Raw genomic sequence first — 26,688 nt, 5'->3', positions numbered from 1 at the left:
AGCAGCCCCACCGGGGTTACGCTTGATTGTTGTTGTTGCAACTTCAATTAATCCCTATTAGGGATTGAAACTGGACAGTTTGAGTCCAATCGGCAAGTGCTAGCGTTGCAACTTCAATTAATCCCTATTAGGGATTGAAACGCCCGTTCAACTCGGTGTGGCGACGCTTGGGGTTGTTGCAACTTCAATTAATCCCTATTAGGGATTGAAACTTAGAGCATAAAGCGAAAACAATAACAAATCTGGTAAGTTGCAACTTCAATTAATCCCTATTAGGGATTGAAACAGACATCAGGGCGATCCTAGCGATCGCCCGTGATGTTGCAACTTCAATTAATCCCTATTAGGGATTGAAACCCCTTGACCCGGCTAAACTTGATACCTTGCCCATGTTGCAACTTCAATTAATCCCTATTAGGGATTGAAACTGGACAGTTTGAGTCCAATCGGCAAGTGCTAGCGTTGCAACTTCAATTAATCCCTATTAGGGATTGAAACTACCAGCACAGCCTTGCTCCCCTATCCGCAAAACGTTGCAACTAACATTAATCCCTATTAGGGATTGAAACCCGTAGTATGCATTTGACAAATTAAAGCTTACTGCTTGAGATTACAACTTAAAGGCGTTGCAGAGAAAGCGGGGTGTTTATATTTTCTGTTTTAATTGAAAACTCAATTCTTGGCGTTCTTGGCGTCTACCCTGCGGGAAGCCGCTTGCGCGTCTATGGTGGTTCATTATTCATCCCCATTTTATGCAACGCCCTGGCATTAATCCCTATTTGTTCACGTCTTGTAAACTTACACAACAACCGCCAAGGATTTTAATCCTTGGCTTATAGTTAAAGTCGTCTCAAGACGACTATAAAATTTCTTAGTCTACTTCAAGTAGACTTGAACTATTAGCCCGCAGTTTACTTGCGGGCTTTTGGGCTTTCGGGCTTTCAGGCTTGCATATTTAAAAACAAAAAGGTAAGGGAAAAATTTTTCCCTTACCCAATTCCCATTACCCTTGACACCGAAGCTTTAGTAAGCTCTGCGAGTAAATTGGTAGTACAAGAAAATTGCAATAATTGCACCAATCACCGCTACGAAAAGACCAGCAAGACTAAAACTAGCAGTGGTAATTGCCAAAGTTCCCGTTTGCAATAAATTAACTAAAGTTCCTCCAATGACTGCACCCACAATTCCTAACAGCATTGTTGCCAGGATGCCACCACCTTGATAACCAGGATAAATTGCTTTAGCGATCGCGCCAGCCAACAAACCTAATACAATCCAAGCAAGAAGATTCATGATTCGACTCCTTAATAGTTGCGAACAGAATATAGTTGAAGATAGAGGTTTAGAGATAATAAAGTTAGAGGTTTATAGACCCTAGACGTTCGCAAATTCCGACCGCTTGTATAGAGGTTTTTCCTCTCGTGATTTGCGACAAAATAGAGTTAGCTAGCAACACTCTATAACCGTCTATGTCTGTGTCATATATGCACTGTCGGTAGCTTGGGCATTTTTTAATTGCAACTACCGCTAAAGTTTTGTGCGGTTTAACTTTTTGTCAGTGCGGTTTTCTATCATGATTACAGATTAACAGACCTACCAAGCTGACCTAACCATCCATAGTCAGATAGTCTTTATTTCTAGAGTTAGAATCACAAAAACAATGATTATCTGCCTTTACACGTAAAAAGCTCCTGTTCTGAGCTTATACCTTGAGTTAACACTATACATAAGTGCGATCGCTAACTAATTCTTATAGATTACATAGATAAAATTTGAATTTTACCGTGCCTATTGCCCCAATTCAATACATGTTGGTCAATTGATTGTGATATACACATCCACAGATTTGAGTAATTATTACCCGAAGTTTAGTAACAAAATCAGCGCTGGTGGATCACTAGTGTGAGATCATGGGGAGAATCAACGGTGGTCAATGTAGTCTCAAGAGAATGGAACACAATCGGAAGTCAACAGTTATAATCACAGGTGCTTCCTCTGGGGTAGGTTTGTATTCTGCCAAAGCGCTTGCCAAAAGAGGTTGGCACGTGGTTATGGCCTGTCGGGATTTAGCGAAGGCAGAAAAAGCTGCCCAAACTGTGGGAATACCACAGGACAGCTACACAATCATGCATATCGACTTGGCCTCTTTAGAAAGTGTGCGACAGTTTGTGAAGGACTTCAGAGCAAGCGGTAAGTCCCTAGAGGCTTTGGTGTGCAATGCCGCAATTTATATGCCTTTGTTAAAGCAACCATTGCGAAGCCCAGAAGGCTATGAGTTGACCGTTGCTACAAATCACCTTGGTCATTTCCTCTTGTGTAACCTCATGTTAGAGGATCTGAAGAATTCACCTGCTACAGACAAACGACTGGTGATTTTGGGGACTGTTACACACAACCCAGACGAACTGGGTGGGAAGATTCCGCCTCGGCCAGACTTGGGTGATCTCAAAGGCTTTGAACAAGGATTCAAAGAGCCAATCTCTATGATTGATGGCAAGAAATTTGAACCCGTTAAAGCCTACAAAGACAGCAAAGTCTGCAATGTGCTGACGATGCGGGAACTACATCGACGCTATCACGAGTCAACCGGCATTATCTTTAGTTCTCTGTATCCAGGCTGTGTTGCGGAAACACCTCTATTCCGCAACCATTATCCCCTGTTTCAGAAACTCTTCCCCTTGTTCCAGAAGTACATCACTGGGGGATACGTATCTCAGGAATTGTCCGGTGAACGGGTTGCAGCAGTCGTTGCTGATCCCGAATATGCCCAATCAGGAGTTTACTGGAGTTGGGGAAATCGTCAGAAAAAAGACGGCAAGTCCTTTGTACAACGAGTTTCTCCCCAAGCGCGCGATGATGCCAAAGGCGAACGTATGTGGGATCTAAGCGCCAAGTTGGTTGGAATTGCGTAAGGAAAACAGGGTGTAATCAATTTGATGGAGCGATCGCTCCATCAAATCTCATATATTCTTGGGTAAAATTGCTGAGAGAATTTGCAATTTCATTTATTAGAAACTACTTAGACTTGAACTTTGAAATTATTAGCGATATTACCATAGCATTCCTCAATCATTTGTGAGAGAAAAGATCCGCGACTTCTTTAAGAAGTCGGGGATTTGGGCTTGGCGATTCTCACAAATCATATAGGATTGCTATAACATTGAATCCATAGGGGCTAGAAATTCCATTTGTGAAGCTGAAAGATTGCGAAAAACCTATGGTTCAGGTCGTTGGTGAAAACTTAAACCAATTACCGACACAGACGGATAGTAATTAAGTGTGCAACGGGAAATAATATAACTCCTGGGAGAGTCCCATAATCCATAGAGGTTTGGTAGAGTTACATAGTCTATGAAAGCTATGTAGTTTTGATTTTCAATGAGGTTTTGGCGTTGACATCCCTATTAGTTAATCATCGTGTTGATTTGAAAGATTGCAGCATCTTTTATGAGCAAGGTGGAGTAAATTCAAGTTCAACTGCGCTCCTATTTCTACATGGTTGGGGAATTTCTACTGAACCTTATCACGAAATTTTAGAACTACTGGCGCAGCAGCATTCCCTAATTGCTCCTGATTTGCCAAGTTTTGCCCGTTCACCCTACCCTCAGGTTATCCCAGACTACGAAAGCTATGCCAAATTTATACTTTCGTTCCTGGAGGTTCTCAATATCAAACAAGTGCATGTAGTGGGACACTCGTTAGGTGGAGGAATTGCAATTGTTTTGTCTAACCTTTGTCCAGACAAAGTAAGAAGCTTGGTTTTGGTAGATAGTACTGGAGTTCCATCTGCATCTATCCCAGAGATCATACCCCGCAGAGCGATCGAAATGACCGCTCAAATCTCTATCCCTAAGCTAAAATTACAACTGGTTGATATTCCTCAGGTCTTCTCCCATAACTTGTTGTTTAATACTGGCAATGTCATTCAAGCATTGCTACTTTCGTTACAATAAAGATATCAGACATCTGTTACCGACAATCACAGCCCCGTGTCTATTATTATGGTCAGAAAAAGACTTAACCACACCACTAACTGTTGCTCAGGAAATGGCTAGAATGATTCCCAATTCCCAACTAGTCACTGTGGAAGAAGGCTACCACGAATGGGGACTATGGTATCCTGAAAAATTTACATCAATAGTGCTTGATTTTATTCATCAGGTTGAACAGTAAGTAGAAGCGATCGCTTTTACTAAACACTACACAAAAGAGCGATCGCAGCTAAATATCTACACCCATTCCCCAGGATCTACCTGATAATAACCTTGTAATAACTCATACAATGCTGGATGCATCTTCAACAACTGCTGCGGCTTCTCAAAAAACGTCTCCGTCGCGACAGCAAAAAACTCTGCGGGATTAGTCGCACCATAACTATCCATGACATTTTTTATACCTCTTTGTACATCATTGCAGAGTTGTTGATATGCTTGTGTCATTACCCTAGCCCAGATGGGATAATCTGATTTTCTAGGCAAAATTGGCACACCCTGCGCTTTACCTTCCTCTTGATCTAACTGGTGAGCAAATTCATGCAGAATCACGTTATGTCCATCACTCCAGTTGCGAGTATCTTGTTGTACCTGCTCCCAAGATAATACTACTTGATCCCGACTCCACGATTCCCCTAATCTTGCCACACGTCTTTCTTCGACAACATATTCACTAGTGGCAACAGTTTCATTCACAATATAAGCACTGGGATAAATTAAAATCGAACGTAGTTTTGGAAAATATTCGCCTCGTTCATTCAGCAACAGCAAACATGCGACAGCAGCGATAGTTAACTTCATTTCTTCTGTCATTTGCAATCCCTGACAGCCAATGAATTGTTTTTCTGCTAAAAATACTTGCACATGTCCTTGTAGCCGTCTGCGTTCATCGGGAGAAAGACGGGTATAAATGGGAAGATTATTTTCAACTATAGCATTCCAAAGTGGAGGAAAAGGACGTTTTTTCAAACGATTTCTTCGCTGTTTATTTATGATGGAACTGATTAAAATTCCAGTGATAATTAGACCAATGATCAGAAAAACAATAATAGTTTGAATCATTGCTATTTAGTTATTTGTCATTTGTCATTGAGCAAGTGATCGTAATTAAATGTGTCAGGTACAATTGTCCCTGACACAACTTTTTGTAATAAAACGTGAGTTCGACGAACCTCTCCTAAAAGGCGAGGGAGAAGCAACATAAAAATAGGCTTATCTTGCCCCTCACCTACAAGGGAAGGGGTTAGGGAAGAGGTCAATTTCATGTGCATCGAACTCATGTTAATCAACTATCCTGCTAGGTTACTCATCATAAATCTATTTTCTTGAGTGCATAAAAGCTCAAAAATTGCCATTGTAAAATCTACGAGTTCTCTATCGTTGAGTTCTCGGCGCGATCGCTTGCCGTACTTCTGCTGTAAATATCGTCTTCCCTGTTCTGGATTCCAGCCTAACTGTTTTAAATAGGTATCAGTTTGTGCCATGATTATTGCCCGTAATTCTTGATTTGGGGAAACTTCAAGCTTTTGTATCTGATTAATTTTTTGACTTACTCTTTGTTCTAAATGTGGTAAATCAATTTCGTTATGTCCATCCCAATTAATTTTTATTGCTTGATAAGTGATTGGATCATAAATTGCACAGAACACAATTTTTTTATCTCCCGGACTAACTGCAATTGTCAGTGGTTGATGCAATTGTTCATGAGTAAGTGCGTCTAAGGATAATAATAAACTTTTAGAAAAGTAAGAATCTCTGCCAGAACGGATTATGTAAGGCTTGTCTGCCAAAATATGTAAATCTGTTTTCTCTGTTTCTCCAAAGGTAGTTTCAACTTTTTTGTGACATTCTATGGCGCTGATGATTCCAGTCAAAGCTTTTTCATAAATCGGGATTGGTTTCTTGTCTTCTGAAAGCATATACCAACAATGATCTGCTTCTTGGCTAACGAAGACATATTGAGGTTTTGGTACGCTTCCAAATCCTAATTTAATTTCCATATTGCCTCTTAGTGATGCGATGTAGATATTTATTTACCGATGGGTTTTACTGGTTATTCTGCAAAACCCAGAGTTTGGTTACACATATTGTTCCCTGATGCCAGAGTAATTATTTATCAGGAGCAAAATGAGTTAATATGGTTAGACTCATATTGGTACAATTGTACTACACTTTTATGAAGTGAACTATAGCGATCACATCAAGTACTCTTTCCCAATGACTTTCTTTCAGACAAGGTAAGAAACCGGAAAGCACGTATATCTTTACACACTGTATCCAGCTATTTCCCCTAGAAAAGATTTGCAGAGGTTAAAATATTGGCTGTTCAATCTGCGTGTTTATAAAAACTAGGGTGTCAAGTGGCACAGGAATATTGCTCAGAAATATCATTACCATTACTTTTGAGTGGTAGCGATCGCGATCTTGATTTAGAATCTACTCTCGAAGAGTTACAGCTGTACAACTTCCAAGTTGAAACCAGCTGTACTGGTACGGAGGTAGCCAGAGTATTTGAGAAAAACCCACTGCTACCAGGAGTCATTTTAGTAGAACAAGGAAAATACGCTGGAATGATTTCGCAGCGACGACTGCTGGAATTTTTAATCCGTCCTTACGGACAAGAGTTATTTTTTCACCAACCCCTAAGTGTAATTTACAGTTATGCTCGTACTCCAATTTTAATGCTGCCTGAGAGTACGCCGATTTTGGCAGCCATGCAGCTGGCGCTGAAGCGATCGCCTGAACTTTTAGCCGAACCTGTAGTTGTGCAAACTATTGATAATACCTACAGACTGTTAGATGTACAGCAATTGAATATTGCTTCTTGGCAAATTCGGGGTATTGAAACTCAAGTACGCTATGAACGTAGCCAAGCCCAAATGATTCAAAATGATAAAATGGCAAGTCTAGGACGCTTGGTAGACGGGATAGCCCATGAAATTTTAGATCCAGTCAGCTTTATATGGGGTAACTTAACTTATGTCTCCAACTACAGCCAAGATTTACTAAAACTGATTGCAGCTTATGAAAGTAATTTGCCATCACCTAATGAGGAAATTGATTCTCTTAAAGAAGAAATAGAATTTGATTTTTTAGAACAAGATATATTACAAGCTCTTACTAGTATTCGTACTGGTGCAGAAAGATTAAAAAAACTCGTCATAAGCTTACAAAATTTTTGTCATATCGATGAGGTTTATCCCAAACCTGCGGATTTACATGCATGTATAGATAATATTTTGTTAATCATCAATAGCCAAATTAAGGGAGAAATAGAAATCGTTAAAAATTACGGAAGTTTACCTCCGGTGTATTGTTTTATTGGACAACTGCATCAAGTATTTATGAATCTTTTAAGTCAGTCTGTAGACCTGTTACTTGACGAAGCAGTAAGACATCAGTTAAACCCTATCAAAAAAGCTGATAAACCGCGAATTGAGATTACCACAGAAGTTATATCTCAAGAGTCTACTACACCAGGAGCGCCAGATTCACGTTGGGTTGAGATTTCTATTAGAGACAACGGCCCAGGAATGTCTCAGGAATTAAAACAGCAAATTCTAGAATCTTTGTCTGTGAACAAAAGAGCTGATAAAGAAACTAGCTTAGCAGTCAGCTATCGTATTATTACAGCTAGGCATGGTGGTAAATTTAATTTATTTTCCGAAGTTGGTGTAGGTACAAAATTCACAATTTTGTTGCCTTTATTGTAATTTACTAGTTTTTATATCATTTCGGTTTTTTGATAAGTAAAAGACAGTCGCGATAAAAAAATTCACAGCTATACATAAAAAATCCACTCCTCTCCTTAGCAAAGAAAGGGGCTGGGCGTGGTGTTTTTTCAAGATAAAGGTCAGAAGGGAAGAAAAATTTTTGAGGTAATACCTTCTGACTTGTTCAACTAGATTTTTACTGAATTGATGTGCGTTCAAACCACTCCTGATATTTTTGCTGATATTCTTCGTTTTCAACCATAATAGTGACTCGCACCCTTTGACAACCATGGTTTCGCTCTAACGCGATCGCATTTAAAAGTAGGCTAGCAATTTTAGGTGAATTAAAGTCACCAGTTACAGTCAAATTACTCAAGTTACTATCATATATATCAACATCATGTTTTTCTATTTGACTCAGTTCAACACCAGAAATATCTCCTTGATTTAGGTCAATTTCTGCAAGTAATTTGTTTTCTGGACTTGCTTGTTCAACAATCAATTTTTCATACCGAACGGGAACTTGCACCATTCGAGTTTCTATTTCTTTGCGAACAACAACATCTCCAACTTTTCGTTTATTTCTATTAACAACTAATCGTTCACTTAACAACCGGATAATTTCTTCTTCTGTTTTTTGCTCTATACCATCTTGTTCTAAATTGAGGTCTTGAGTGCTATGAATTTTCGACTCTATCTTGGAAGTTTCTAAATTATTATTAGTCATCGGTGATTGTGAATATTCAGGCATATGCTTAATTAGCGATTTGTCTATGTCTAATATAACGGATTTAGTACCTAAATCAATTTTACTAATTAGTTTACTAGGTAATAATAAATAACTATGAATTCCTGAAGATGCTTGATTTGGCAACTCTATAAAACGAGTAATGATGAGATTAACTTGGTGATGATAATCTATAATTAAGTCTTTCACCCTACCTATTAGTAAACTTTGTCTATCAATAACCGCAAAATTCCTAATCTTTCTTCTTAATTTATCAAGTAAATCATTGACATGGAATTTGTTACTATTAACTAATTGCTTTTTCATTTTTTATTAAGAATTTCTATAAAAAATATATAGTCGCTGTGTTTACTTTCAGTAAAAGCTATTAAGTGTAGGTAAAATCAATTTGATTCACCTAAACTTTTTGCTCAATTAGTCATAAGTTATCTATCTATATTCATCAATTTAAATCATTATAAACTAGAAAATAACTTAGACTAATTGCCTGTATTATTGACGTTCTTCGATTGGCAGATTAGAAGTATTTACATCCAATTCTTCCCGACGAACTGTGTCTTGAGTTTCCACAGTATCGTGATCTACTTCTTTTCTGACTCTGACTTCTTCACGCACTACAGCTTCTTTACGAATCTCAGGAGTTTCTTCGTAAATATCCATATGAGTAACTTCACCTTGACCGAAGGTTGCTTCGCCAGGAGCAACTGGTCTACCTGCGTCGTTGGGAGTAACTCTTTCCACAACTACTCGTTCTTTTTCTACAGGAACTGCAACTCGTGCAATTTCAGTTTCAACATGCTTACCAACAGTAACTTCCCCAACTTTCTGGCGTCGTTTATTAGCAATCAAACGCTCTTCGTATAGTCTGAGAGTTTGATGATTTTGCTCATTCGTCCCATACAAAGAAGGTTCGCGATCATAGGTGTAGTTATCACGGTCATATACGGGAGTAGCGTCAGGATAATCAGTGGTAGACTGAGGCAAATCTACACCTGCTTGTGAGGATAGAGGAGCAGATGCTTCTAGGGGTGCGGATGCATCTACAGGAACTGAGGGAGTACGATATACACCCCGTACCCTTTCTTCATAGTCGTAATCAATAGTTTGACGCTCGTCGTATTCCGGTAAATTATCTGCTTGTTCTCTGGTTATGCCCATAACATAGACGCGATCGCTAGTATGATCTATCCGAGAACGTCCTACAGGCAATAATACTTTCTTACCAAAAATCCAAAAGCCCATATCCACTACCAAATAGCGGAAATGACCTTCTTCATCGACTAAAACGTCATGAACTGTACCAATCTTTTCATTAGTTCCTTCTGCATAGACACTCATTCCTTTGATGTCATTTCCACCAAATGTATCCCGGTAATTAGCATCAAAATCTGTTAATTTATAAAGAGCCATTTTCGTCTCCCTAAGCTGTTTTTATCTTTTCAGTACTAGCCTATTAAGACAGCCAGTTTTATTACTCTTCCTAGCGAATGAATAAGTTTGTTAGGGATGTTATCTATGGATGTATTTTGGTGTGGGGGAGATGGGGAGATGGGGAGATGGGGAGATGGGGAGATGGGGAGATGGGGAGGTTGGGAGATGGGGAGGTGGGGAGGTGGGGAGGTGGGGAGTGTGAGGGGTGTGAGGGGTGTGGGAATAACCACTAACTACTAACCACTAACTACTAACCACTAACTACTAACCACTAACTACTAACCACTAACTACTAACCACTAACTACTAACCACTAACTACTAACCACTAACAACTAACCACTAACTACTAACCACTAACAACCAACAACCAACAATCAACAACCAACAAACAACAACCAACAACTTCAGATCGCAATTTCAATTATCACCCTGCTACCCTGTTGTCAATGAGTACATCTTTCATATACTGGTGAGAAGATAGAAAGATGAAGTTTTGTGAAGCGAGGGTAAGGCATGTATATTGTGCAAATCGCCTCGGAATGTGCTCCTGTAATTAAAGCAGGCGGATTAGGCGACGTAGTTTACGGATTGAGCCGGGAATTAGAAGGTCGTGGGCATTGTGTAGAGATCATATTGCCCAAGTACGATTGTATGCGTTATGACCATATTTGGGGACTTCACGATGCTTATATCAATTTGTGGGTACCCTGGTATGACGCTGCAATTCATTGTTCTGTATACTGCGGTTGGGTACATGGACGGGTGTGTTTCTTTATTGAACCCCACTGTGAGGATAATTTCTTTAACCGGGGCTGTTATTACGGCTGTGATGATGACAACATGCGCTTTGTGTTCTTTTGCAAAGCTGCTTTAGAATTTCTGCTCAAAAGTAACAAACGACCTGATATCATCCATTGCCATGACTGGCAGACTGGCTTAGTTCCAGTCATGCTTTATGAAATTTACAAATATCATGGCATGGAGTATCAGCGGGTTTGCTACACCATCCATAACTTTAAGCACCAAGGTATAGGTGGTATTGATATTCTCCGGGGAACAGGTTTGAACCGAGAGTCTTACTACTTTCAGTATGATCACTTACGTGACAACTTTAATCCCTTTGCTTTGAACTTGATGAAGGGGGGTATTGTTTATTCCAACGCTGTCACCACAGTTTCACCTTACCACGCTTGGGAAGCCCGCCATACAGATATTGGTTGTGGTTTAGGTCATACCTTGCATCTGCACCAAGACAAATTTAACGGGGTGCTTAACGGTATTGATTATGATTTTTGGAATCCCGAAATTGATCGCTATATCCCCTATAACTACAGCCAAGCTGATTTTGAACAAAAAGCATATAACAAAAAAGCTTTGCGAGAGCGATTAATGCTCAGCCATAGTGATAAACCAATCATTGCTTACATCGGTCGATTAGATAATCAAAAAGGCGTGCATCTTGTTCATCATGGGATTTATCATGCACTCAATAAAGGAGCGCAATTTGTTTTACTGGGTTCTGCTACAGAACCTGGAATTAACGCTCATTTCCAGCACGAAAAACACTTTTTAAACGATAATCCCGATGTCCATTTAGAACTAGGCTTTAACGAAGAATTATCTCACCTAATTTATGCCGGCGCAGACATGATTATTGTCCCCAGCAATTACGAACCCTGTGGTTTAACTCAGATGATCGGCTTAAAGTATGGAACCGTACCTATTGTTCGTGGTGTCGGTGGACTCGTGAATACGGTATTTGACCGGGATTACGATCAAAATTTATCTCCAGAAGAACGTAATGGTTACGTATTTTATGATACCGATTATCATGCTTTAGAGTCAGCAATGGATCGAGCGATCGCCTTATGGTATGAAAAGCCACAAGAGTTTCGCCAACTAGCCCTTCAGGGTATGGACTATGACTACTCATGGAACCATCCAGGAGCAAAATATATAGAGATTTACGACTGGATCAGACATAAGTGGTAATGAGTAATGGGTAATAGGTAATGGGAAAAATATTTTTCTCCAATTACCTATCACCTATTACCGATCACCAACCACATGATAAACTTCTGAATTCACACAATAAGGCAACCTTTCTCCCTTCAACCCAGCTATCAAATTATCAATAGCCATATTTGCCATTTTTTCCCGTGTTGGACGGCTGGCACTACCGATGTGAGGTGTAATAATTAAATTATCAAGACTTAATAATGGGCTATCAGTTGGGATCGGTTCTGGTTCTGTCACATCTATCGCAGCACCTGCAATTTCACCAGTACGTAAGGCTTGGTACAAAGCATCAGGATCTACAATTGCTCCTCGTGCTGTATTGATGAGAATCGCAGACTGCTTCATGAGTGCAAATTGGGCTTCTCCAAATAAATGACAAGTTTCTGCTGTTAAGGGTGTATGAATAGTCACAAAATCTGATGCCTGTAGCAAACTAGCAAAATCAGCAAACTCCACACCTAGATTTTGCTCTAATTCAGGATCGCATCTGTGCCTACTAGTATAAATAATTCGCATATCAAAACCTTTAGCACGACGGGCTACTGCTTGACCAATCCGCCCAAAACCAACAATCCCCAACGTTGTACCCGCAATATCTGGCCCTAGTAACAAATCTGGTTCCCACGTTTGCCACAAGTGCGATCGCACAAACCGATCAGCTTCTACCACTCGCCGTGCAGCCGCCATCAATAAAGCCCAAGTCAAGTCAGCAGTTGCATCTGTCAACACTCCAGGAGTGTTACCAACAGGAATGCGCCGCGCCGTCGCAGTCGGAATATCAATATTATCAAATCCCACTGCCATTTGACTGATTACTTTTAAAGACTTGCCCACTTGTATTAACTGTTGATCAATTTGGTCAGTCAGCAAACACAACAACCCGTCTACCTCTTGCACCTTCTCCAATAAAACTTGATAGGGAGGTGGCTGAGGTTCTGACCAAACTTCTACATTTGCAACTTCTTCTAATCGGTGTAGCTGTGTAGGTAAACGACGAGTGATAAAAACTTTAGCTTGAGTCATCTTGTTCTTTGCGTCCTTTGCGTCCTTTGTAGTTCGTTAAGATAATTTACGCTTAATATGAATTAAAACCTACGATAAAAATCATTTTTTAGAAATCGACCACCGATGCACACAGATAGACACAGATGTTTTTGGCGTGTGCATTTACGGTGTTTTGTTTATAGTCGCTTTTGCAAAAATATTCCTGTCAGTGTTGGAAACAAAACTTCAGCTAAAATAAACAATCGAGACAATACTTCCTCAACATCATGGGCAACACATTTGGACATCTATTTCGCATCACTACATTCGGTGAGTCCCACGGCGGTGGTGTGGGAGTTGTTATTGATGGTTGTCCTCCTCAGCTCGAAATTTCCACTGAGGAAATTCAAATAGAACTTGATCGCAGACGTCCAGGACAAAGTAAGATTACTACGCCTCGCAAAGAAGAAGATAAATGCGAAATTCTCTCTGGGGTATTTGAAGGTAAAACCCTGGGAACACCGATCGCTATTTTAGTGCGTAACAAAGACACTCGTTCCCAAGATTACGATGAAATGGCATTTAAGTATCGCCCTTCCCATGCAGATGCAACTTACGATGCTAAGTATGGAATTCGTAATTGGCAAGGTGGCGGCAGATCATCAGCACGGGAGACCATAGGGAGAGTTGCAGCAGGGGCGATCGCGAAAAAAATTCTCCGTCAAGTCGCCAATGTGGAAATCATTGGTTATGTCAAGCGCATCAAAGATTTAGAAGCCGTCATCGATCCTAACACCGTTACTTTAGAACAAGTGGAAAGTAACATCGTTCGCTGTCCCGATGCTGAATGTTGCGATCGCATGATTGAATTAATTGAGCAAGTCCGGCGGGAAGGCAATTCTATCGGTGGTGTGGTGGAATGCGTAGCGCGGAATATACCCAAAGGTTTAGGCGATCCTGTTTTCGATAAGTTAGAAGCAGATTTAGCTAAAGGAGTCATGTCTCTACCTGCTAGCAAAGGCTTTGAAATTGGTTCTGGTTTTGCTGGAACTCTCCTAACAGGATTTGAACATAACGATGAATTTTATATTGATGAAGCAGGTGAAATTCGCACACGTACCAACCGTTCTGGTGGCATTCAAGGCGGAATTTCCAACGGTGAAAATATCATTATCCGTGTAGCATTTAAACCAACTGCAACGATAAGAAAAGAACAGAAGACGGTAACTAATGAGGGTGAAGAAACACTGTTAGCAGGGAAAGGACGTCACGATCCTTGTGTGTTACCGCGTGCAGTTCCGATGGTTGAGGCAATGGTAGCACTGGTTTTGTGTGACCACCTGTTACGACACACTGGTCAATGTCGAGTTATTTAAAAGGGAACAGGGAACAATTAAGAAAATAGTAGGTTGGGATGAGCGCGAGCGTTACCAACATCATCAAGACTTTGTTGGATTACCCTACGGGAAACCGCACAGGGCGCGTCTACGTTCATCAACCTAACCTAATGGTCTGTTTCATTAGTTCTGATAGGTTGCAAGATCCCCGACTTTTTCAAAAAGTCGGGGATCTGACCACCCGTAAACCCTCAAAATTAACGGGACTGACCACTACATCTAAAACTCGTTTTAACGAGTTTAAAAGCTTGTTCGAGTTAGCTTTAGCTAACTGAAGCTATTAGCCCAAAAACTAAATTTTGGGGCTAATGATTGGATAGGTGCAAAATGTGAATTAACCTATTCTACAAAAAACTGGAAAATTATGTAGTTGTTTTTAGATGACTTTCAAAAAACATATTTATTTTTCAAATATTGATAAGCGAAAAATTCATAATTGTGTGAATATTTGATTTGATTTTGAAATCAAAAAGAATATAAATTGATTTATTTGCTAACATAAAACTGGAAGCAAAAAACATATTTTTTGGAGGTAACAAATATGATTGTTGCTGATCTAAATTTTTGTGAGCTAGTAGATCTTACACAGATCATCATTGGTGGTGTATCAGCTACTCCTAATGGCAATACAAATACTAATTTTGATAATTATGATTTTGAATTACCAAGCAGTAATGTATTTGCTACTGGAGATGTCACCAACACTTCTAACAACAGTTTAAAAAATGACGATGGGAACATGGAAATGAGAGGGAGTTTTGCAGAATCAAATTGAATTGGTGTAGTTTAAGATAAATAAAGATGGCTTATTCACTCATTTCAGCAATGCTTTTAATAGGCAGAAAAAAAGTTGATTTTTAGTAACTTATGTTCAAATAGTTGATTTTTTAGATATTCCCTTGTTTTTGATAAATACAAGGGATTTTTATCATATAACTCAGATATTTAATAGCTTAAATTAAGAATATTTATTACGATTAAACTATTAAAATTGGGCAGAAATACTTCTGCCCAATTATGGAATTAAGTGATTAAATATTTTGTTGGCGCTCACAAATGTCATGTATGGATACAACATTTTACTGATTTTTAGAATTTTTACCTCACACACCTAAGCATCTAACTACAATTAACATTCTCCCACGGCTAAAATAGGAGTTCTATAACTCTCCTGATGATGTTGCTATTGCTGTACTTCCAGAGTATGTTACACCATTCTTAGTACCTTGTGCTACATTGGCTACAACTTTACTATTTTTAGTTTTCTTCGCTGAAATTTTATGCTTGATTCCAAACTTATCTGTTGTCTCTTTTTCCAATGAACGCTCTCCTGGATGTTTATCAAACTTAGCGAAATCATCCGAAAAAACATCTGATATGTAGTTCATAAGTATAGGTTGTATTAAACCACCCTGAATTTGCAGATCATTAGGAATCTCAGTTTCACAAAAACTTAGGTCAGCAATTTTCAATCCACTCATAATTACATCCTTCTTTGCGAGATGAGGTAGTTCGCTGAAAGCGTCAAGAAGCTTTCAGCGAAATTAACAAGAGTACTTATTTGAGGTGCAACAAGGTTTGACTTTGAGTTAGTAACCAATCAAAAATAGATTGATTACATTTTTGATAACCTTACTAGTCGTACTTGTAGAACTTACGATCACCAGCTACAGCAACAGAAGTTGCAATAGCTACATTACGGAACTTTTTCTTCTTATCGTAGTCGTCGCAATCGTCGTACTTATCGCACTTGTCGTAGTCCTTGTACTTATGACAACCACCACCAATTACTTGATTAGATTCAACAGCTTCGATGTGATTGAGATCAGAGATAATCATAGTTTCTCCTGAGAATTTATTAATCGGTTTTTGCTGGGATTTCAAAGATGTCTGACAAGTTCTGGACTAATACAATTCGCTATTAAGCTAAGTTCGCCGAGGAAGACTAAAGGAAAATCCAATTTTCCTTTAGAGCTTCATTACAGCACCTGGCGTGCAATTGCAAACATTACCAAGCGTGAATAACTTCAAAAGACATCCTGTTAGTAACCAATCTATTTTTGATTGGCTACCTTTTTAATAATATTTGTAGCCGTCTTTGTAGTCGTCGTCCTTCTTACGATCGCCGGCTACAGCAACTGCAACTGCAATTGCAACATTACGGTCTTTCTTATGGCCACAACCACCAACAACTTGATTGGATTCAACAGTTTCGATGTGATTGAGATCAGAGATAATCATGGGTTTTTCCTGAAAATTTATTAATTGTTTTTTGCTGTGATTTCAAAGATGTCCGAAAAGTTCTGGACAAATAGAATTCTCTACTAGGCAAGCTCGCTAAGAAAGACTAAAGGAAAATTGCGATTTTCCTTTAGACCCTCATTACAGTACGTGGCTTGCAATTGCAAACATCGCCGAGTGTGAATTAACTTTGACTTCAAGAGATATCCTGTTAGTAACCAATCAAAAATACATTGATTACATTTTTGATAACCTTACTAGTCGTACTTGTAGAACTTCCGATCGCCGGCTACAGCAACAGAAGTTGCAATAGCAACATTACGGAACTTCTTCTTATAGTCTTTGTCGTCGTCATCATTGTCGTTCTTGTCGTACCAGTAATAACCGCCGCCAATCACTTTACTAGATTCAACAGCTTCGATGTGATTAAGATCAGAGATATTCATGGTTTATCCTGGGAACTACTTCATCGTTTTTACTGTTTTTTGTGCAACCAAATCTATATTGTTTGGTTACATATTTAATATAGCTTACTATCAAAAAAAAGCACTATATTTCTGGATATTTTGCAATAAAAATAATTAATCAAAAGTCTAGTTTTGTTTTGCTAACAATAATTTTTTAATATGAATAAATTAATTAAAAGTTCAATAATAAAAACTGACGACAAAGTCTATATTTATCGCCTAAAAAGTATTAGATATATTGATTTAATCAGTTTATTTCAGCTGAAATTTTAATTTGTTTTCTGGTTAATTACATATTTTTTATTCAAAAACTATGTTTGTAATTTATAGTTTTGGTAAATCATATTTATCCATTTATAATCTGTAAAAATAATTGATAAATGATTACTTGAATGTTGATTAATAGCAAATTCAAGCTTGCTTTGGCACTTCGTCTTGTGATTGTAAATTAGTTATATCTTTATTTAACTCAATCACAATATCCATACTATTGATTTGTTGTTTTAACCAATCAGAAAATAATTCCGAAATGATTTGCTGCCGTAACTCATCATCTAATTGGGGTTGAATTATTTCTTCAACCCAAATTAAATACACTCCCTTGGGAGTTGTAATTGGTTTGAGAATTTGAGGTGGAGTTGCTGCAAACACAGCAGCTGCAATTTCTGGACGAAACTCATGGCGACGTCGAACTCCTTGATATCCACCAGCACGACGTAATTCTGGTTCTTGAATATATTGACGAGCGATATCTGAAAAACTGATTTCGCCTTCTTCTATCTCAAAAAATAGTTCTAAAGCCAAGTCTCTATCTTCAACGATGACTTCGTAAGTGGCAGCAGCGACGTATTCTAGTTGATTTTGGTAAAAAAACTTTTCAACATGAGTCGAAAATAAATGATTGGCTAACTTGTTGGAGAGAACTTGATTGTAAATTAATTCTTCAAACTCATCTAAAGAGAGATAATGTTTTTTGAGCCATTCCCAGGTATCTTTTGCTTTGATGAGTTTCTTCTCTAAGCGCAGCCTGTCTCCTTCTTGTTGTAGTTCTGCTTTATCGATTTGAATACCAGCTTCCTTAGCTACTTCGGCAATGATTTTTTGAGAAGCGATCGCCTCCACAACCTCAGGAATTTGGCACGAAAGTTTGATGTCGTGAATAATATCTGAACAAGTAATCGTCAGATGCTTAAGCATGATGCAATTCCTCTAAGTAATTTTGTTGTTTGGCAAGACCACCAAGCAACTATCAACCACCAACCAATCACTAAAGCTTCAAACCATCTTTTCGCAGTCGCTGAAATGGATCTAAAACAAAATCAATCACCCGTCGTTGACGAATAATGACTTCTGCGGTTGCTGTCTGACCAGCAGTCAACGGAATACGTTGGCTGCCATTTTGGAGATACTGCTGATCCAAAGCAATATTTAACTCAAAGCTTTCTTGTTGACCTTGGGGTGTTTGACTAACTTTTGAATCAGGAGATATCCAAGTAACTTTACCTTGGGCGATGCCATACTCTTGGAAAGGATAAGCATCAAACTTGATTTTGACTGGCATTCCCACCTTCAAAAAGCCACTTTGCTGACTAGGCATCTGGGCTTTAATTATAAAAGGCGTATTTTTGGGTGCAATTTGGGCTACTCTTTGACCAAGTTGTACTACCGCCCCTGGCTTGCTGACTGGCAACTCAAAAATTGTTCCATTAATAGGCGATCGCACTATTCGCTGCTGTAACTGTAACCTTAAAGATGTGATCTGACTTCTGCCTTGAGCAATTTGAGATTCTAAGGTAGTGATTTGTGTTTGTAGGTCTTTGAGTTGTTGCTGATTTTTGAGAATCGCCAATTTACCAGCTTGCAATAAGCTTTGATAATTGCTTTGCTCCTGTTGTAATCTGAGTTTCGCTTGCTTAATCTCCGACTCTAACTGACTTATAGTTGCTTGATAACGACTCTGTTCTTCCGCTAAGCGCAGTTGGGCTTGTTTAATTTCAGATTGAGCCTTTTGGTATAGTTGCTTGCTTTCCTGTTGCTCTTTTTTGAGTTGATCAATTTGAGTTATGGAAACCGCACCATCCTGCAACAACCTACTAAAGCGATCAACTATTCTGGAATCTATACTCAAGCGCCCTTCAGCCGATTTCAGGTCATTGTGACTTGTGTTAATTTGTTGCTGTGCTTGGTTGAGTAATGCCTGTTTTTCTAACTTTTGTAGGTTATAGAGACTCTGTTTTGCTTCCAGGTCTTGTTTAGCCTGGTTCACTTGGGATAGTTTTTCTAAAGCTTGAGATTGGTTTTGTTGCTTCTGAACACTTAGTGCCAACTGGAGTTGGTTTTTGATGACATCAAACTGCAACCGTTGATTGAGCAATCCAGTTAGTTTTTCTTGAGCTTCTTGGAGTTCGGTTTGCAAAATATTAGAGTCAAGTTCCAGCAGTATCTGCCCAGCTTGGACAGTATCACCTTCCTTAACTCTGACAGCCTTCACACTGCCACTGACCAAGGCATCTAATTTCTGCGTTGAACCTTGAGGTTCTATACGTCCTCTGGCATCACCAGTCTCATCTACTTTGGCAAGTACTGACCAAGGTAAAGCCAGGGCAGTAAAACCTAATAGTGCATACAAAACACCACGAGTCCAAATTCTGGGTAAGGCATCTAGCAGTTCTTCCGTAGCATAATGCCAATCTTTAGTCTGCTCTTTAACTGGGGTAAATTCCTGATGTGAGTAGCTTTGCTTCTCATCCTGTTCATCGGCCAGTGCAGATGAGGAGTTAGTGTATGGATGTGGCATGGTTCTGTTCTCTAGAGATGTGAGGAAGTAATACGATTTTGGATTCTGGATTTTAGATTTTGGAGCGTGAAACATTTATTGGATAAGCGTTTGCGATTTCCATCTGTCGCTATCATTTTTCAGATTGGTATAAGAATTCGAATTCGGAAGTCAGAACCAACAATCAACAACCAACAAACAACAACCAACAATCAACCCATTCAAGATAGTTGTTGTTGATTCAGGTAGTAGTAGTGACCTTTTTTGGCGATGAGTTCGTCATGAGTACCGCTTTCTACCAATAAGCCGCGATCCAAAACCAGAATCAAGTCAGCGTTGCGGACAGTAGAAAGACGATGAGCAATGATGACACTTGTGCGTTCTTTCAGAATGGTTTTGAGATTGTTTTGAATAATGCGTTCTGATTCTGCGTCAAGGTGACTAGTAGCTTCATCCAACAGCAACAAGCGAGGATTTCCCAGTAAAGCACGGGCGATCGCTAGACGTTGGCGTTGTCCACCAGAGAGCATTCCACCACCTTCACCGATTTGAGTTTCATAACCCAATGGCAGTTGCTGGATAAATTCATCTGCCCCAGCCATTTGTGCTGCTTGGATAATTTCTTCCAAAGAAGCATTTGGATGAGCTATGGCTATGTTTTCGCGGATAGTACCGCCAAAGAGGAAGGTATCTTGGTCTACTACACCAACTTGAGAACGGAGCGATCGCAAAGAAATACTAGTGACATCTTGACCATCAATGAATACTTTGCCATCGGTAGGTGGATATAAACCCAAAATTAATTTGCTAAGGGTCGTTTTTCCAGAACCACTGCGTCCCACCACAGCTATCATCTGTTCTGGCTGGATTTCAAAGTTGATATTTTCTAAAACGTTAGTTTCACTTTCTGGGTGATAGCGAAAGGTAACATTCTGAAAACGAATATAGCCACGCAGACTACCCAAAGGTTTACGGGGTTTATTTTGTAAGTCTTCTTCTGGTTCTGCTTCTAAAACATCATTAATACGTTCAGTGGAAATAACTATTTCCTGTAATTCATTCCATAGCAGTGACAGCCTCTGAAAAGGACTAATCACATTACCTACCAGCATGTTGAAAGCAATTAACTGCCCAATTGTAAGTTCTTGGTTAATAACTAACGATGCTCCGTACCACAGTAAAGCGGTATTCACAAAGGTTTCAATTACACCAGTAATCACCGTGAGGCGATTGCTGATTACCTGAGCATTAAAGGCTTTTCTGATTAATTTATTCAGCAGTTCTTCCCAACGCCAGCGCACCGTCTGTTCTATTGCCAATGAACGTACGGTGCGAATTCCTGTCAAGGATTCGATCAGATAGCTGTTTTCTTCTGCCCCAGCGTTAAAAATCTCTCTAGAGATGCGGCGTAAAATACTAGTGCTAGCCAGTGCCAAGATAAAAAATGGCGGTACAGTGAACAATACAAACAACGCCATGCGCCAGCTATACCAGAACATCATGCCCAGATAGATTACCAATGTCAGCAAATCCAGCAAAATAGATAATGTCTGACCAGTCAGGAAGCGCTGAATCTTTTCGTTTTCTTGGACACGGGAGACAATATCTCCAACATAACGGGATTCAAAATACGAGAGGGGTAAACGGAAGGTATGTTTGATAAACCCTACTAATAAGGCAAGGCTAACGCGGTTGGCAGTATGATCTAGCAAGTACTGCCGTACTCCGTTCATCAGCACTCGGAATAAGCCAAAAATGATCATCCCCACAGCGATCGCATTTAAGGTGGTAAAGCTGCGTTGTACTAACACCCTGTCTAATAACAACTGGGTGAAAACGGGTGTTACCAATCCAAATAACTGAATCAGGACTGAAGCGATGAAGACTTCTAGCAGTACCTTATGATGAGGTTTGACTAACTCAAAAAACTTCCACAGGCTAGTAGTTTTGTTTTTGGCATCTTTGAGTAGGGCTGTAGGTTGCAGCAACAATGCATAACCAGTCCAACCCGCTTGAAATTCCTTGTGAGTGAGGGTGCGTTGACCGATGGCAGGATCACCCACAATCACACGCTTTTTCGTCATTTCATAGAGGACGATAAAATGCTTGCCTTCCCAGTGAACAATTGCAGGTAGAGGTTGCTCTGCCAATTTATCAAAACTGGCTTTCACAGGCCGGGTAACAAAACCCAGGCTTTCTGCGGCTGTGGCAATCGCGCGTAGAGATGCGCCACTACGGCTGACGTTGGTCATATCGCGCAGACGATTCACACTAAAGTGTTTGCCCCAATAGCTACCAATCATTACCAAGCAAGCTGCACCACAATCAGAAGCACTTTGTTGGGCATAAAAGGGATAGCGACGGATCAGGCGTCCCCACCAATGCCCCATTTGCACTTTCGGACTGGGAAAATAAGGTCGTTGTTTTCTTCGATCTGGTTTTGGTTGTTGTGTAGATGTTTGTGATCCAGGAAAAGGAATAATTTTTCTGTGGCGTTCGGGTTTGTTTACTGGCGGTATTTTTTCCTCATCAATGTAAATTTGTGCTGAATGCGAACCGCCAAATATCTCTAACTGTGGCCAGTAATGCAGTGCTGTTTGCCAATTATGACTTTTGAGACAGTAAATAATTGTGGGTGTAACTGCTTGCCAGCTAGTTTGTGTTTTGAGAACACAAACATCTCCTTGAGTTAGCCTTTGACCATCAGCATCTAGCAGTTCTCCTCGATAAAGCAGCCACAATTGCTGATCTTGGTATAGTTCTACGGGTAGGGAGCCAATTTCCAAACTGTGCCGTTCACATAACGATAAAACTTTAAACATTTCTGGCACAGGTATCTGAAGCTGTGATGAGTTTTGGCTATAACTAACCAAGCAATCCCAAATTTCTGCTTTTTGATAAAGGCGATCGCGGATTTGAGGAGAACTATGCATCAATCGTTGCAGTATTTCACCCCTGATGAAGCACAATTTTAAGCGATGGGAAGCTCTAGCTACATATGGCTGGAATTCTGCTGTGGGAAACAGGGTTATTTCACCGAATGTTTCTCCTTTTGTCAAAGTGGCGATCAAGTTATCACAGCTATCTAGCAGTCTAACTTTACCTGCCATGACAATATAAATTCCAACTTCAGCTTCTGTGGCTTGCCAAAACTGCTTTGCTACAGGTGGTTCTATAATTTCCACTGTCGCCAAACAGTCCTCTAATTCCTTTGTTGAGAGCATCTCACCGAAAGTTATGGTGAGTTGTTGAGCCACTAGTTGTTGCTCAGAAAACACAGATAACACTCGCTCACCTCCAGAAATGAATTTTTTGGATACCAGCCTCAAAAAAGCATGGCGAGTTGTAAATTGTAATACTTACCAAGATGTTGACTGTACTGCGATATCATAATTATTGCTAGTTGCCGTCAATAACAAAATGCGGACACACAAATCCGTCGCAGCTGTTTTTGCAATTCTTATGGTCAAGGTTTCACAGCTGCAAAATTAGTTAGCTCTAAAAAGCTAAGTTAACAGTCACTTGAAATTTATTTATTGGCAAGTCCAAAAGCTGGTGCAAGACAGTCATAATCAATCACACAAACAGGGCATGAAAAGATGACTCCTCCTACACCCCCACACCCCTTTTCAAGACAGATATAAGTTGTGGAATTACAAGGCTGATCTCCAATTAATTAGCGCATCATGTTACTCACAGATGATGTTAAGTAAGCAAAATATTAATTTTAAGATGTCGCTACTAGAAGACATTGATGCTGAACTGACAGTTGGTAGGATATAACCTTGAACATGTAAGCAAAAAGCATGGCTGTTGTAACCTTCAAAGACAACAGTAACTTCAAAACCATCTCTAGCTCTTTGAAATGTTCATTTGGTGTATGATACTGCACAAGGTTGACTACGATTACAATTCAAGTCGATATTATGACCTTCCATTTGGAACTTCATGCCATTGATCATCAGCCATTTGTAACTTAATATTCACAATGACAAATGATTTATGATGGCGACAAGCAGTTTTGATAAAGACGCTATTGCATCGAGGTTTACCCAATCCTAACAATATTCTGTCTGGTTTGTAGAAGAAATGGGTGTCTAAGTGCTATCGCTAGTTAGCAAGAGAATTTGCCCTAGCTTGGACTAAGAAGTTGAGAATTGAAATAATATTCATAGAACCATTGCAACCCCTATTTTTGTGTTTCAAGACTTTCCTAGTAATCTATCAAAAGACTGAATTACTTAACAAAAGCTCCTTTTTATTAAAATGAAACACAACAATTTTCTAAAATCTTAATGTTGTGCAAAAGTATGAGTTTTCCAAGCTATACATACATGTTTGCTATCTTTAATTGGTAATTTGTGATGTCACTAAGTTGTTGAAAACTGCATTATTAGCCAAAGTTGTGCCAAAATCTAGAAATTATGTTGATAGGATAGAGCCTTTGACTAAAATACCAACAGCAATAATTCAGTCTCAACCAATAACGCTTAGCCACTACAATTATTCTGTATATATATATAATTTTTCAACATATTTTTATTAAATTTACAAGACTTGCTTCTGATTGCATTATTTCTTTATCAACTCTTCAAATAGTAGTCTTGCAAATTAATATTTCATAGAATTGAAAAAGTAAAAAAAAGATATTAAAGTCCAAAAACTAAGTTAGAGTTGCATAAAGCCGCACAAAGTCTTGATTTTGAAGATTATTTATTTTTTTGTCATTTTGGTCAGAATCAAGACGAAGATATTTGAGATTTGACCCGTTTCCATGCCACTATCACCATTTAGCCTCAGTGTTTCCCTGGCAAATAATTGAATTTGATGTATTAAAAAAATACAACCTAAAAACTCAGTTTTTGTATCTACAATATATCTCAAATGTATCTAAAATGGATCTACATATAGTCCACCAGAATTTAACAAATACTGTACTTCACTAGTCAACCACTGTTGAAACATGTTATTGATAATTTCTTGATATCTTTGAGGTGTTAATTCCGCAGCGATCACTTCTTCAACCAGCAAAAGATGGTAGCCTTGTTCACTTCTCAATGGGCCAATTAAGTGTTGAGGAGGACTCCCAAATACAACCTCAGCTATATTTGGTTGGATAGCCCAACGATACATTTTTCCCTCATAGCCACATTTTTGTCTACGATGCTCATCAATATCATAGATGTGAGCCGCTTCATAAAAACTAATTTCGCCTTCTTCAATTTGGTAATAAAGTTCTTGAGCGAGTTTTTCACATGTCACTATTATTTGATAAAGAACTATTTGCTCAAATTCTTGACGATTTTGGTGAAAAAACTTTTCTGCCTCTTTAGCAAACAGTGTTTGTGCTAGTTTTTGCGCTAGTAGTTGATTGCGAATTCCAATTTCCCAATCATAAGGACTAACAAGTTGCTCAGCTAACCATGTCAATGTATCTACAGCTTTTTCTAAACGCTGTTCCCGACGTTGGCGATCTGCCTCAATTTCAATTTCTTCTGTGGTTACAATTATGCTCTTCTCTTGGGCGACATTGTTTATAATTCTTTGATATAAAATTTTTTGACATACTTCCCTTAAACTCATTTCACTTTTGAGGTAGTTAATAATTTCCTTAGAATCTATAACTATTTCAGAAATGTCAGTCATAGCTTTTCAAGACGGATTTTGGATTTCGAGATTTTCACGCTTATAAGCACCTAGTCTTGGCGATGTTCGTCCTGCGCGGCTATACAAACGTGCGCCCGCTGAAGCGGACTACTCAAATTCAAGGTTTTTAAACCCACGTAGGTGGAGAGAAGCCTGTAGGCGCGGAGCGACTTCAAGGTAAGGGTGCGGAGGTTTCCTCCGCTCAGAGCTTCGGAGTTTTGTTTATGTAGCCGCGACTTCTAGTCGCCTGGTACAAGATATAAATTAGTATTTAATTTGGAATTAACAGTACTTTAAAAGAGATGCTAAACAAATATAGAATTTGAAATTTACACCTGTGAATTTCAAATCCTGAATAGTTAATTCAAATCTTTTACAGATAAAGGTTTACCTGAGTTCGATGCACATGAAATTGACCTTTAAAGCCATTTGCAGATAAGCCAACACAAAACTATCATCAAAAAACTCTTGATGAATAGACTAATTTAGCATTAAAAAATTAGCTTTCTACTTATCAACTTTTCATCTTGAAAAAGATGAATTATAACTGTAGAAAACGCTGAAAAATTTCATACATATCCCCCCTGTTTACTAAATAAGGCTATTTATGTATCCATATACCTTTTGAAGCAAAGGCTTTTTGGAACATAAATACATCATGAGTTAGGGGGAATATCAAAAAGTAATTGTGCTATCTAGGGAAACCACAAGCGGTGTATTTCAGTAAGCTAAATTTTCTAAAGTTTCTCGTAAATACCGCTGTACCTGTTGTTCCAGGCTAAGTTTTTGGAATTGAGTATCACCTTCCAATAACCAGCGTTGGAAACCAGAACTAGCGGCGATCGCATTCTTTAAATCAGTCCAAATTTGAGTATTATGAAAGGGTTGGCGATCGCTAGAAGTTTGAATTCGAGCCATAGGTTTTTTGTCCTTAGTTTTAGCTTAATTGGTAGACTTATTCACATCCTTGATTATGTATACCTCTTGCCAAAGTAAATAGATACACTTTTGTAGGAAAAGGTTAAAGGATAAAATCGCTTGTACTCTTGTAATTGTGAAACATTGCTAAACCTGTTATTAAGGCTAATACTTCTATGGCAGCAAATTCTGTTTCATTTGTGACTAAAAGTGACGTTATGCTTACAGTAAATTGCTGAGAAAAATTATATTGCTTAGAACAGCAAACCAGCTTTAATCAGTTTCAACCCTTCCAAACATAAAATTATAGACCTGGTAAAATTTGCTACGGTGATAGTAAAATGTAAACATAAT

The 26,688-nt window shown here is 39.0% G+C and carries 23 protein-coding genes and 1 CRISPR repeat array; of the genes, 8 read left to right on the top strand and 15 right to left on the bottom strand.

Annotated features, from left to right (window positions below; genetic code table 11):
* Positions 1 to 34: 34 nt before the first annotated feature.
* Positions 35 to 569: direct repeats of the CRISPR family, unit length 37 nt; unit sequence GTTGCAACTTCAATTAATCCCTATTAGGGATTGAAAC.
* Between the two features lie 454 nt (positions 570 to 1,023).
* The gene (locus tag UYI_RS0111130; protein WP_016866741.1) at positions 1,024 to 1,293 is read right to left on the bottom strand and encodes a GlsB/YeaQ/YmgE family stress response membrane protein; all 270 of its coding nucleotides are present in this window, start codon (positions 1,291 to 1,293) and stop codon (positions 1,024 to 1,026) included.
* A gap of 656 nt (positions 1,294 to 1,949) precedes the next feature.
* Here UYI_RS0111130 and UYI_RS0111125 point away from each other — a divergent pair.
* From UYI_RS0111125 to UYI_RS38905, 3 genes are all read left to right on the top strand, one after another.
* Entirely contained in the window at positions 1,950 to 2,912 is a 963-nt protein-coding gene (locus UYI_RS0111125) for a protochlorophyllide reductase (RefSeq protein WP_016866740.1), read from the top strand.
* Positions 2,913 to 3,392: 480 nt separating this feature from the next.
* Positions 3,393 to 3,953: an alpha/beta fold hydrolase gene (locus UYI_RS32410; protein ID WP_235147935.1), complete on the top strand. Its 561-nt coding sequence runs from the start codon at positions 3,393 to 3,395 to the stop codon at positions 3,951 to 3,953.
* A complete protein-coding gene (locus UYI_RS38905; RefSeq protein ID WP_235147934.1) occupies positions 3,919 to 4,173 on the top strand; it encodes an alpha/beta fold hydrolase in 255 nt (84 codons plus the stop codon). Before UYI_RS32410 ends, UYI_RS38905 begins: the two co-directional genes overlap by 35 nt.
* A 56-nt stretch (positions 4,174 to 4,229) precedes the next feature.
* Here UYI_RS38905 and UYI_RS0111115 read toward each other — a convergent pair whose 3' ends face one another.
* Both UYI_RS0111115 and UYI_RS0111110 read right to left on the bottom strand, forming a co-directional pair.
* Entirely contained in the window at positions 4,230 to 5,054 is an 825-nt protein-coding gene (locus tag UYI_RS0111115) for a M90 family metallopeptidase (protein ID WP_016866737.1), read from the bottom strand.
* A gap of 227 nt (positions 5,055 to 5,281) precedes the next feature.
* Entirely contained in the window at positions 5,282 to 5,992 is a 711-nt protein-coding gene (locus UYI_RS0111110; RefSeq protein WP_016866736.1) for a hypothetical protein, read from the bottom strand.
* A 360-nt stretch (positions 5,993 to 6,352) separates the two neighbouring features.
* Between UYI_RS0111110 and UYI_RS0111105 the strand changes: the two genes are divergently transcribed.
* Positions 6,353 to 7,705: a sensor histidine kinase gene (locus UYI_RS0111105; protein ID WP_016866735.1), complete on the top strand. Its 1,353-nt coding sequence runs from the start codon at positions 6,353 to 6,355 to the stop codon at positions 7,703 to 7,705.
* A 196-nt stretch (positions 7,706 to 7,901) separates the two neighbouring features.
* Here the strand turns inward: UYI_RS0111105 and UYI_RS0111100 are convergent, their stop codons facing one another.
* Both UYI_RS0111100 and UYI_RS0111095 read right to left on the bottom strand, forming a co-directional pair.
* Complete coding sequence (locus UYI_RS0111100; protein ID WP_016866734.1) at positions 7,902 to 8,759, bottom strand: DUF2382 domain-containing protein; 858 nt, start codon at positions 8,757 to 8,759, stop codon at positions 7,902 to 7,904.
* Between the two features lie 186 nt (positions 8,760 to 8,945).
* Positions 8,946 to 9,863, bottom strand: coding sequence for a DUF2382 domain-containing protein (locus UYI_RS0111095; protein ID WP_016866733.1), 918 nt, complete (start codon positions 9,861 to 9,863; stop codon positions 8,946 to 8,948).
* A 105-nt stretch (positions 9,864 to 9,968) separates the two neighbouring features.
* On the opposite strand from UYI_RS0111095, the gene UYI_RS36740 reads away from it, so the two are divergent.
* Together UYI_RS36740 and glgA are read left to right on the top strand one after the other, a co-directional pair.
* A complete protein-coding gene (locus tag UYI_RS36740) occupies positions 9,969 to 10,124 on the top strand; it encodes a hypothetical protein (protein ID WP_157226326.1) in 156 nt (51 codons plus the stop codon).
* A 275-nt stretch (positions 10,125 to 10,399) separates the two neighbouring features.
* A complete protein-coding gene (gene glgA / locus UYI_RS0111085; protein ID WP_016866731.1) occupies positions 10,400 to 11,878 on the top strand; it encodes a glycogen synthase GlgA in 1,479 nt (492 codons plus the stop codon).
* A 57-nt stretch (positions 11,879 to 11,935) separates the two neighbouring features.
* On the opposite strand, the gene UYI_RS0111080 is transcribed toward glgA, so the two are convergent.
* Positions 11,936 to 12,928, bottom strand: coding sequence for a 2-hydroxyacid dehydrogenase (locus tag UYI_RS0111080; RefSeq protein ID WP_016866730.1), 993 nt, complete (start codon positions 12,926 to 12,928; stop codon positions 11,936 to 11,938).
* A gap of 248 nt (positions 12,929 to 13,176) precedes the next feature.
* Between UYI_RS0111080 and aroC the strand changes: the two genes are divergently transcribed.
* Complete coding sequence (gene aroC, locus UYI_RS0111075; RefSeq protein WP_016866729.1) at positions 13,177 to 14,265, top strand: chorismate synthase; 1,089 nt, start codon at positions 13,177 to 13,179, stop codon at positions 14,263 to 14,265.
* A 562-nt stretch (positions 14,266 to 14,827) separates the two neighbouring features.
* Positions 14,828 to 15,061: a hypothetical protein gene (locus UYI_RS0111065; protein ID WP_016866727.1), complete on the top strand. Its 234-nt coding sequence runs from the start codon at positions 14,828 to 14,830 to the stop codon at positions 15,059 to 15,061.
* Between the two features lie 385 nt (positions 15,062 to 15,446).
* Here the strand turns inward: UYI_RS0111065 and UYI_RS0111060 are convergent, their stop codons facing one another.
* From UYI_RS0111060 to UYI_RS0111020, 9 genes are all read right to left on the bottom strand, one after another.
* The gene (locus UYI_RS0111060) at positions 15,447 to 15,767 is read right to left on the bottom strand and encodes a hypothetical protein (RefSeq protein WP_016866726.1); all 321 of its coding nucleotides are present in this window, start codon (positions 15,765 to 15,767) and stop codon (positions 15,447 to 15,449) included.
* 154 nt (positions 15,768 to 15,921) lie between these two features.
* Positions 15,922 to 16,125: a hypothetical protein gene (locus UYI_RS0111055; protein WP_016866725.1), complete on the bottom strand. Its 204-nt coding sequence runs from the start codon at positions 16,123 to 16,125 to the stop codon at positions 15,922 to 15,924.
* A 237-nt stretch (positions 16,126 to 16,362) separates the two neighbouring features.
* Entirely contained in the window at positions 16,363 to 16,527 is a 165-nt protein-coding gene (locus UYI_RS38000; RefSeq protein WP_016866724.1) for a hypothetical protein, read from the bottom strand.
* Between the two features lie 257 nt (positions 16,528 to 16,784).
* Positions 16,785 to 16,973 (bottom strand): hypothetical protein, encoded by a 189-nt coding sequence (locus UYI_RS0111045; RefSeq protein ID WP_016866723.1) that lies wholly within the window; start codon positions 16,971 to 16,973, stop codon positions 16,785 to 16,787.
* A gap of 432 nt (positions 16,974 to 17,405) precedes the next feature.
* Complete coding sequence (locus UYI_RS0111040) at positions 17,406 to 18,191, bottom strand: peptidylprolyl isomerase (RefSeq protein WP_016866722.1); 786 nt, start codon at positions 18,189 to 18,191, stop codon at positions 17,406 to 17,408.
* 70 nt (positions 18,192 to 18,261) lie between these two features.
* A complete protein-coding gene (locus UYI_RS0111035; RefSeq protein ID WP_016866721.1) occupies positions 18,262 to 19,791 on the bottom strand; it encodes an HlyD family efflux transporter periplasmic adaptor subunit in 1,530 nt (509 codons plus the stop codon).
* A gap of 200 nt (positions 19,792 to 19,991) precedes the next feature.
* Positions 19,992 to 23,057 (bottom strand): peptidase domain-containing ABC transporter, encoded by a 3,066-nt coding sequence (locus UYI_RS0111030; protein WP_016866720.1) that lies wholly within the window; start codon positions 23,055 to 23,057, stop codon positions 19,992 to 19,994.
* Positions 23,058 to 24,660: 1,603 nt separating this feature from the next.
* Complete coding sequence (locus UYI_RS0111025; RefSeq protein ID WP_016866719.1) at positions 24,661 to 25,416, bottom strand: peptidylprolyl isomerase; 756 nt, start codon at positions 25,414 to 25,416, stop codon at positions 24,661 to 24,663.
* Positions 25,417 to 26,136: 720 nt separating this feature from the next.
* Positions 26,137 to 26,334: a hypothetical protein gene (locus tag UYI_RS0111020; RefSeq protein WP_016866718.1), complete on the bottom strand. Its 198-nt coding sequence runs from the start codon at positions 26,332 to 26,334 to the stop codon at positions 26,137 to 26,139.
* Positions 26,335 to 26,688: the final 354 nt, after the last annotated feature.

It is taken from the genome of Fischerella muscicola PCC 7414, from assembly GCF_000317205.1.
GTDB classification, from domain to species: domain Bacteria; phylum Cyanobacteriota; class Cyanobacteriia; order Cyanobacteriales; family Nostocaceae; genus Fischerella; species Fischerella muscicola.
The sequence above is the reverse complement of the archived record's forward strand: the minus strand, read 5'-3'. Positions and strand labels throughout refer to the sequence as shown.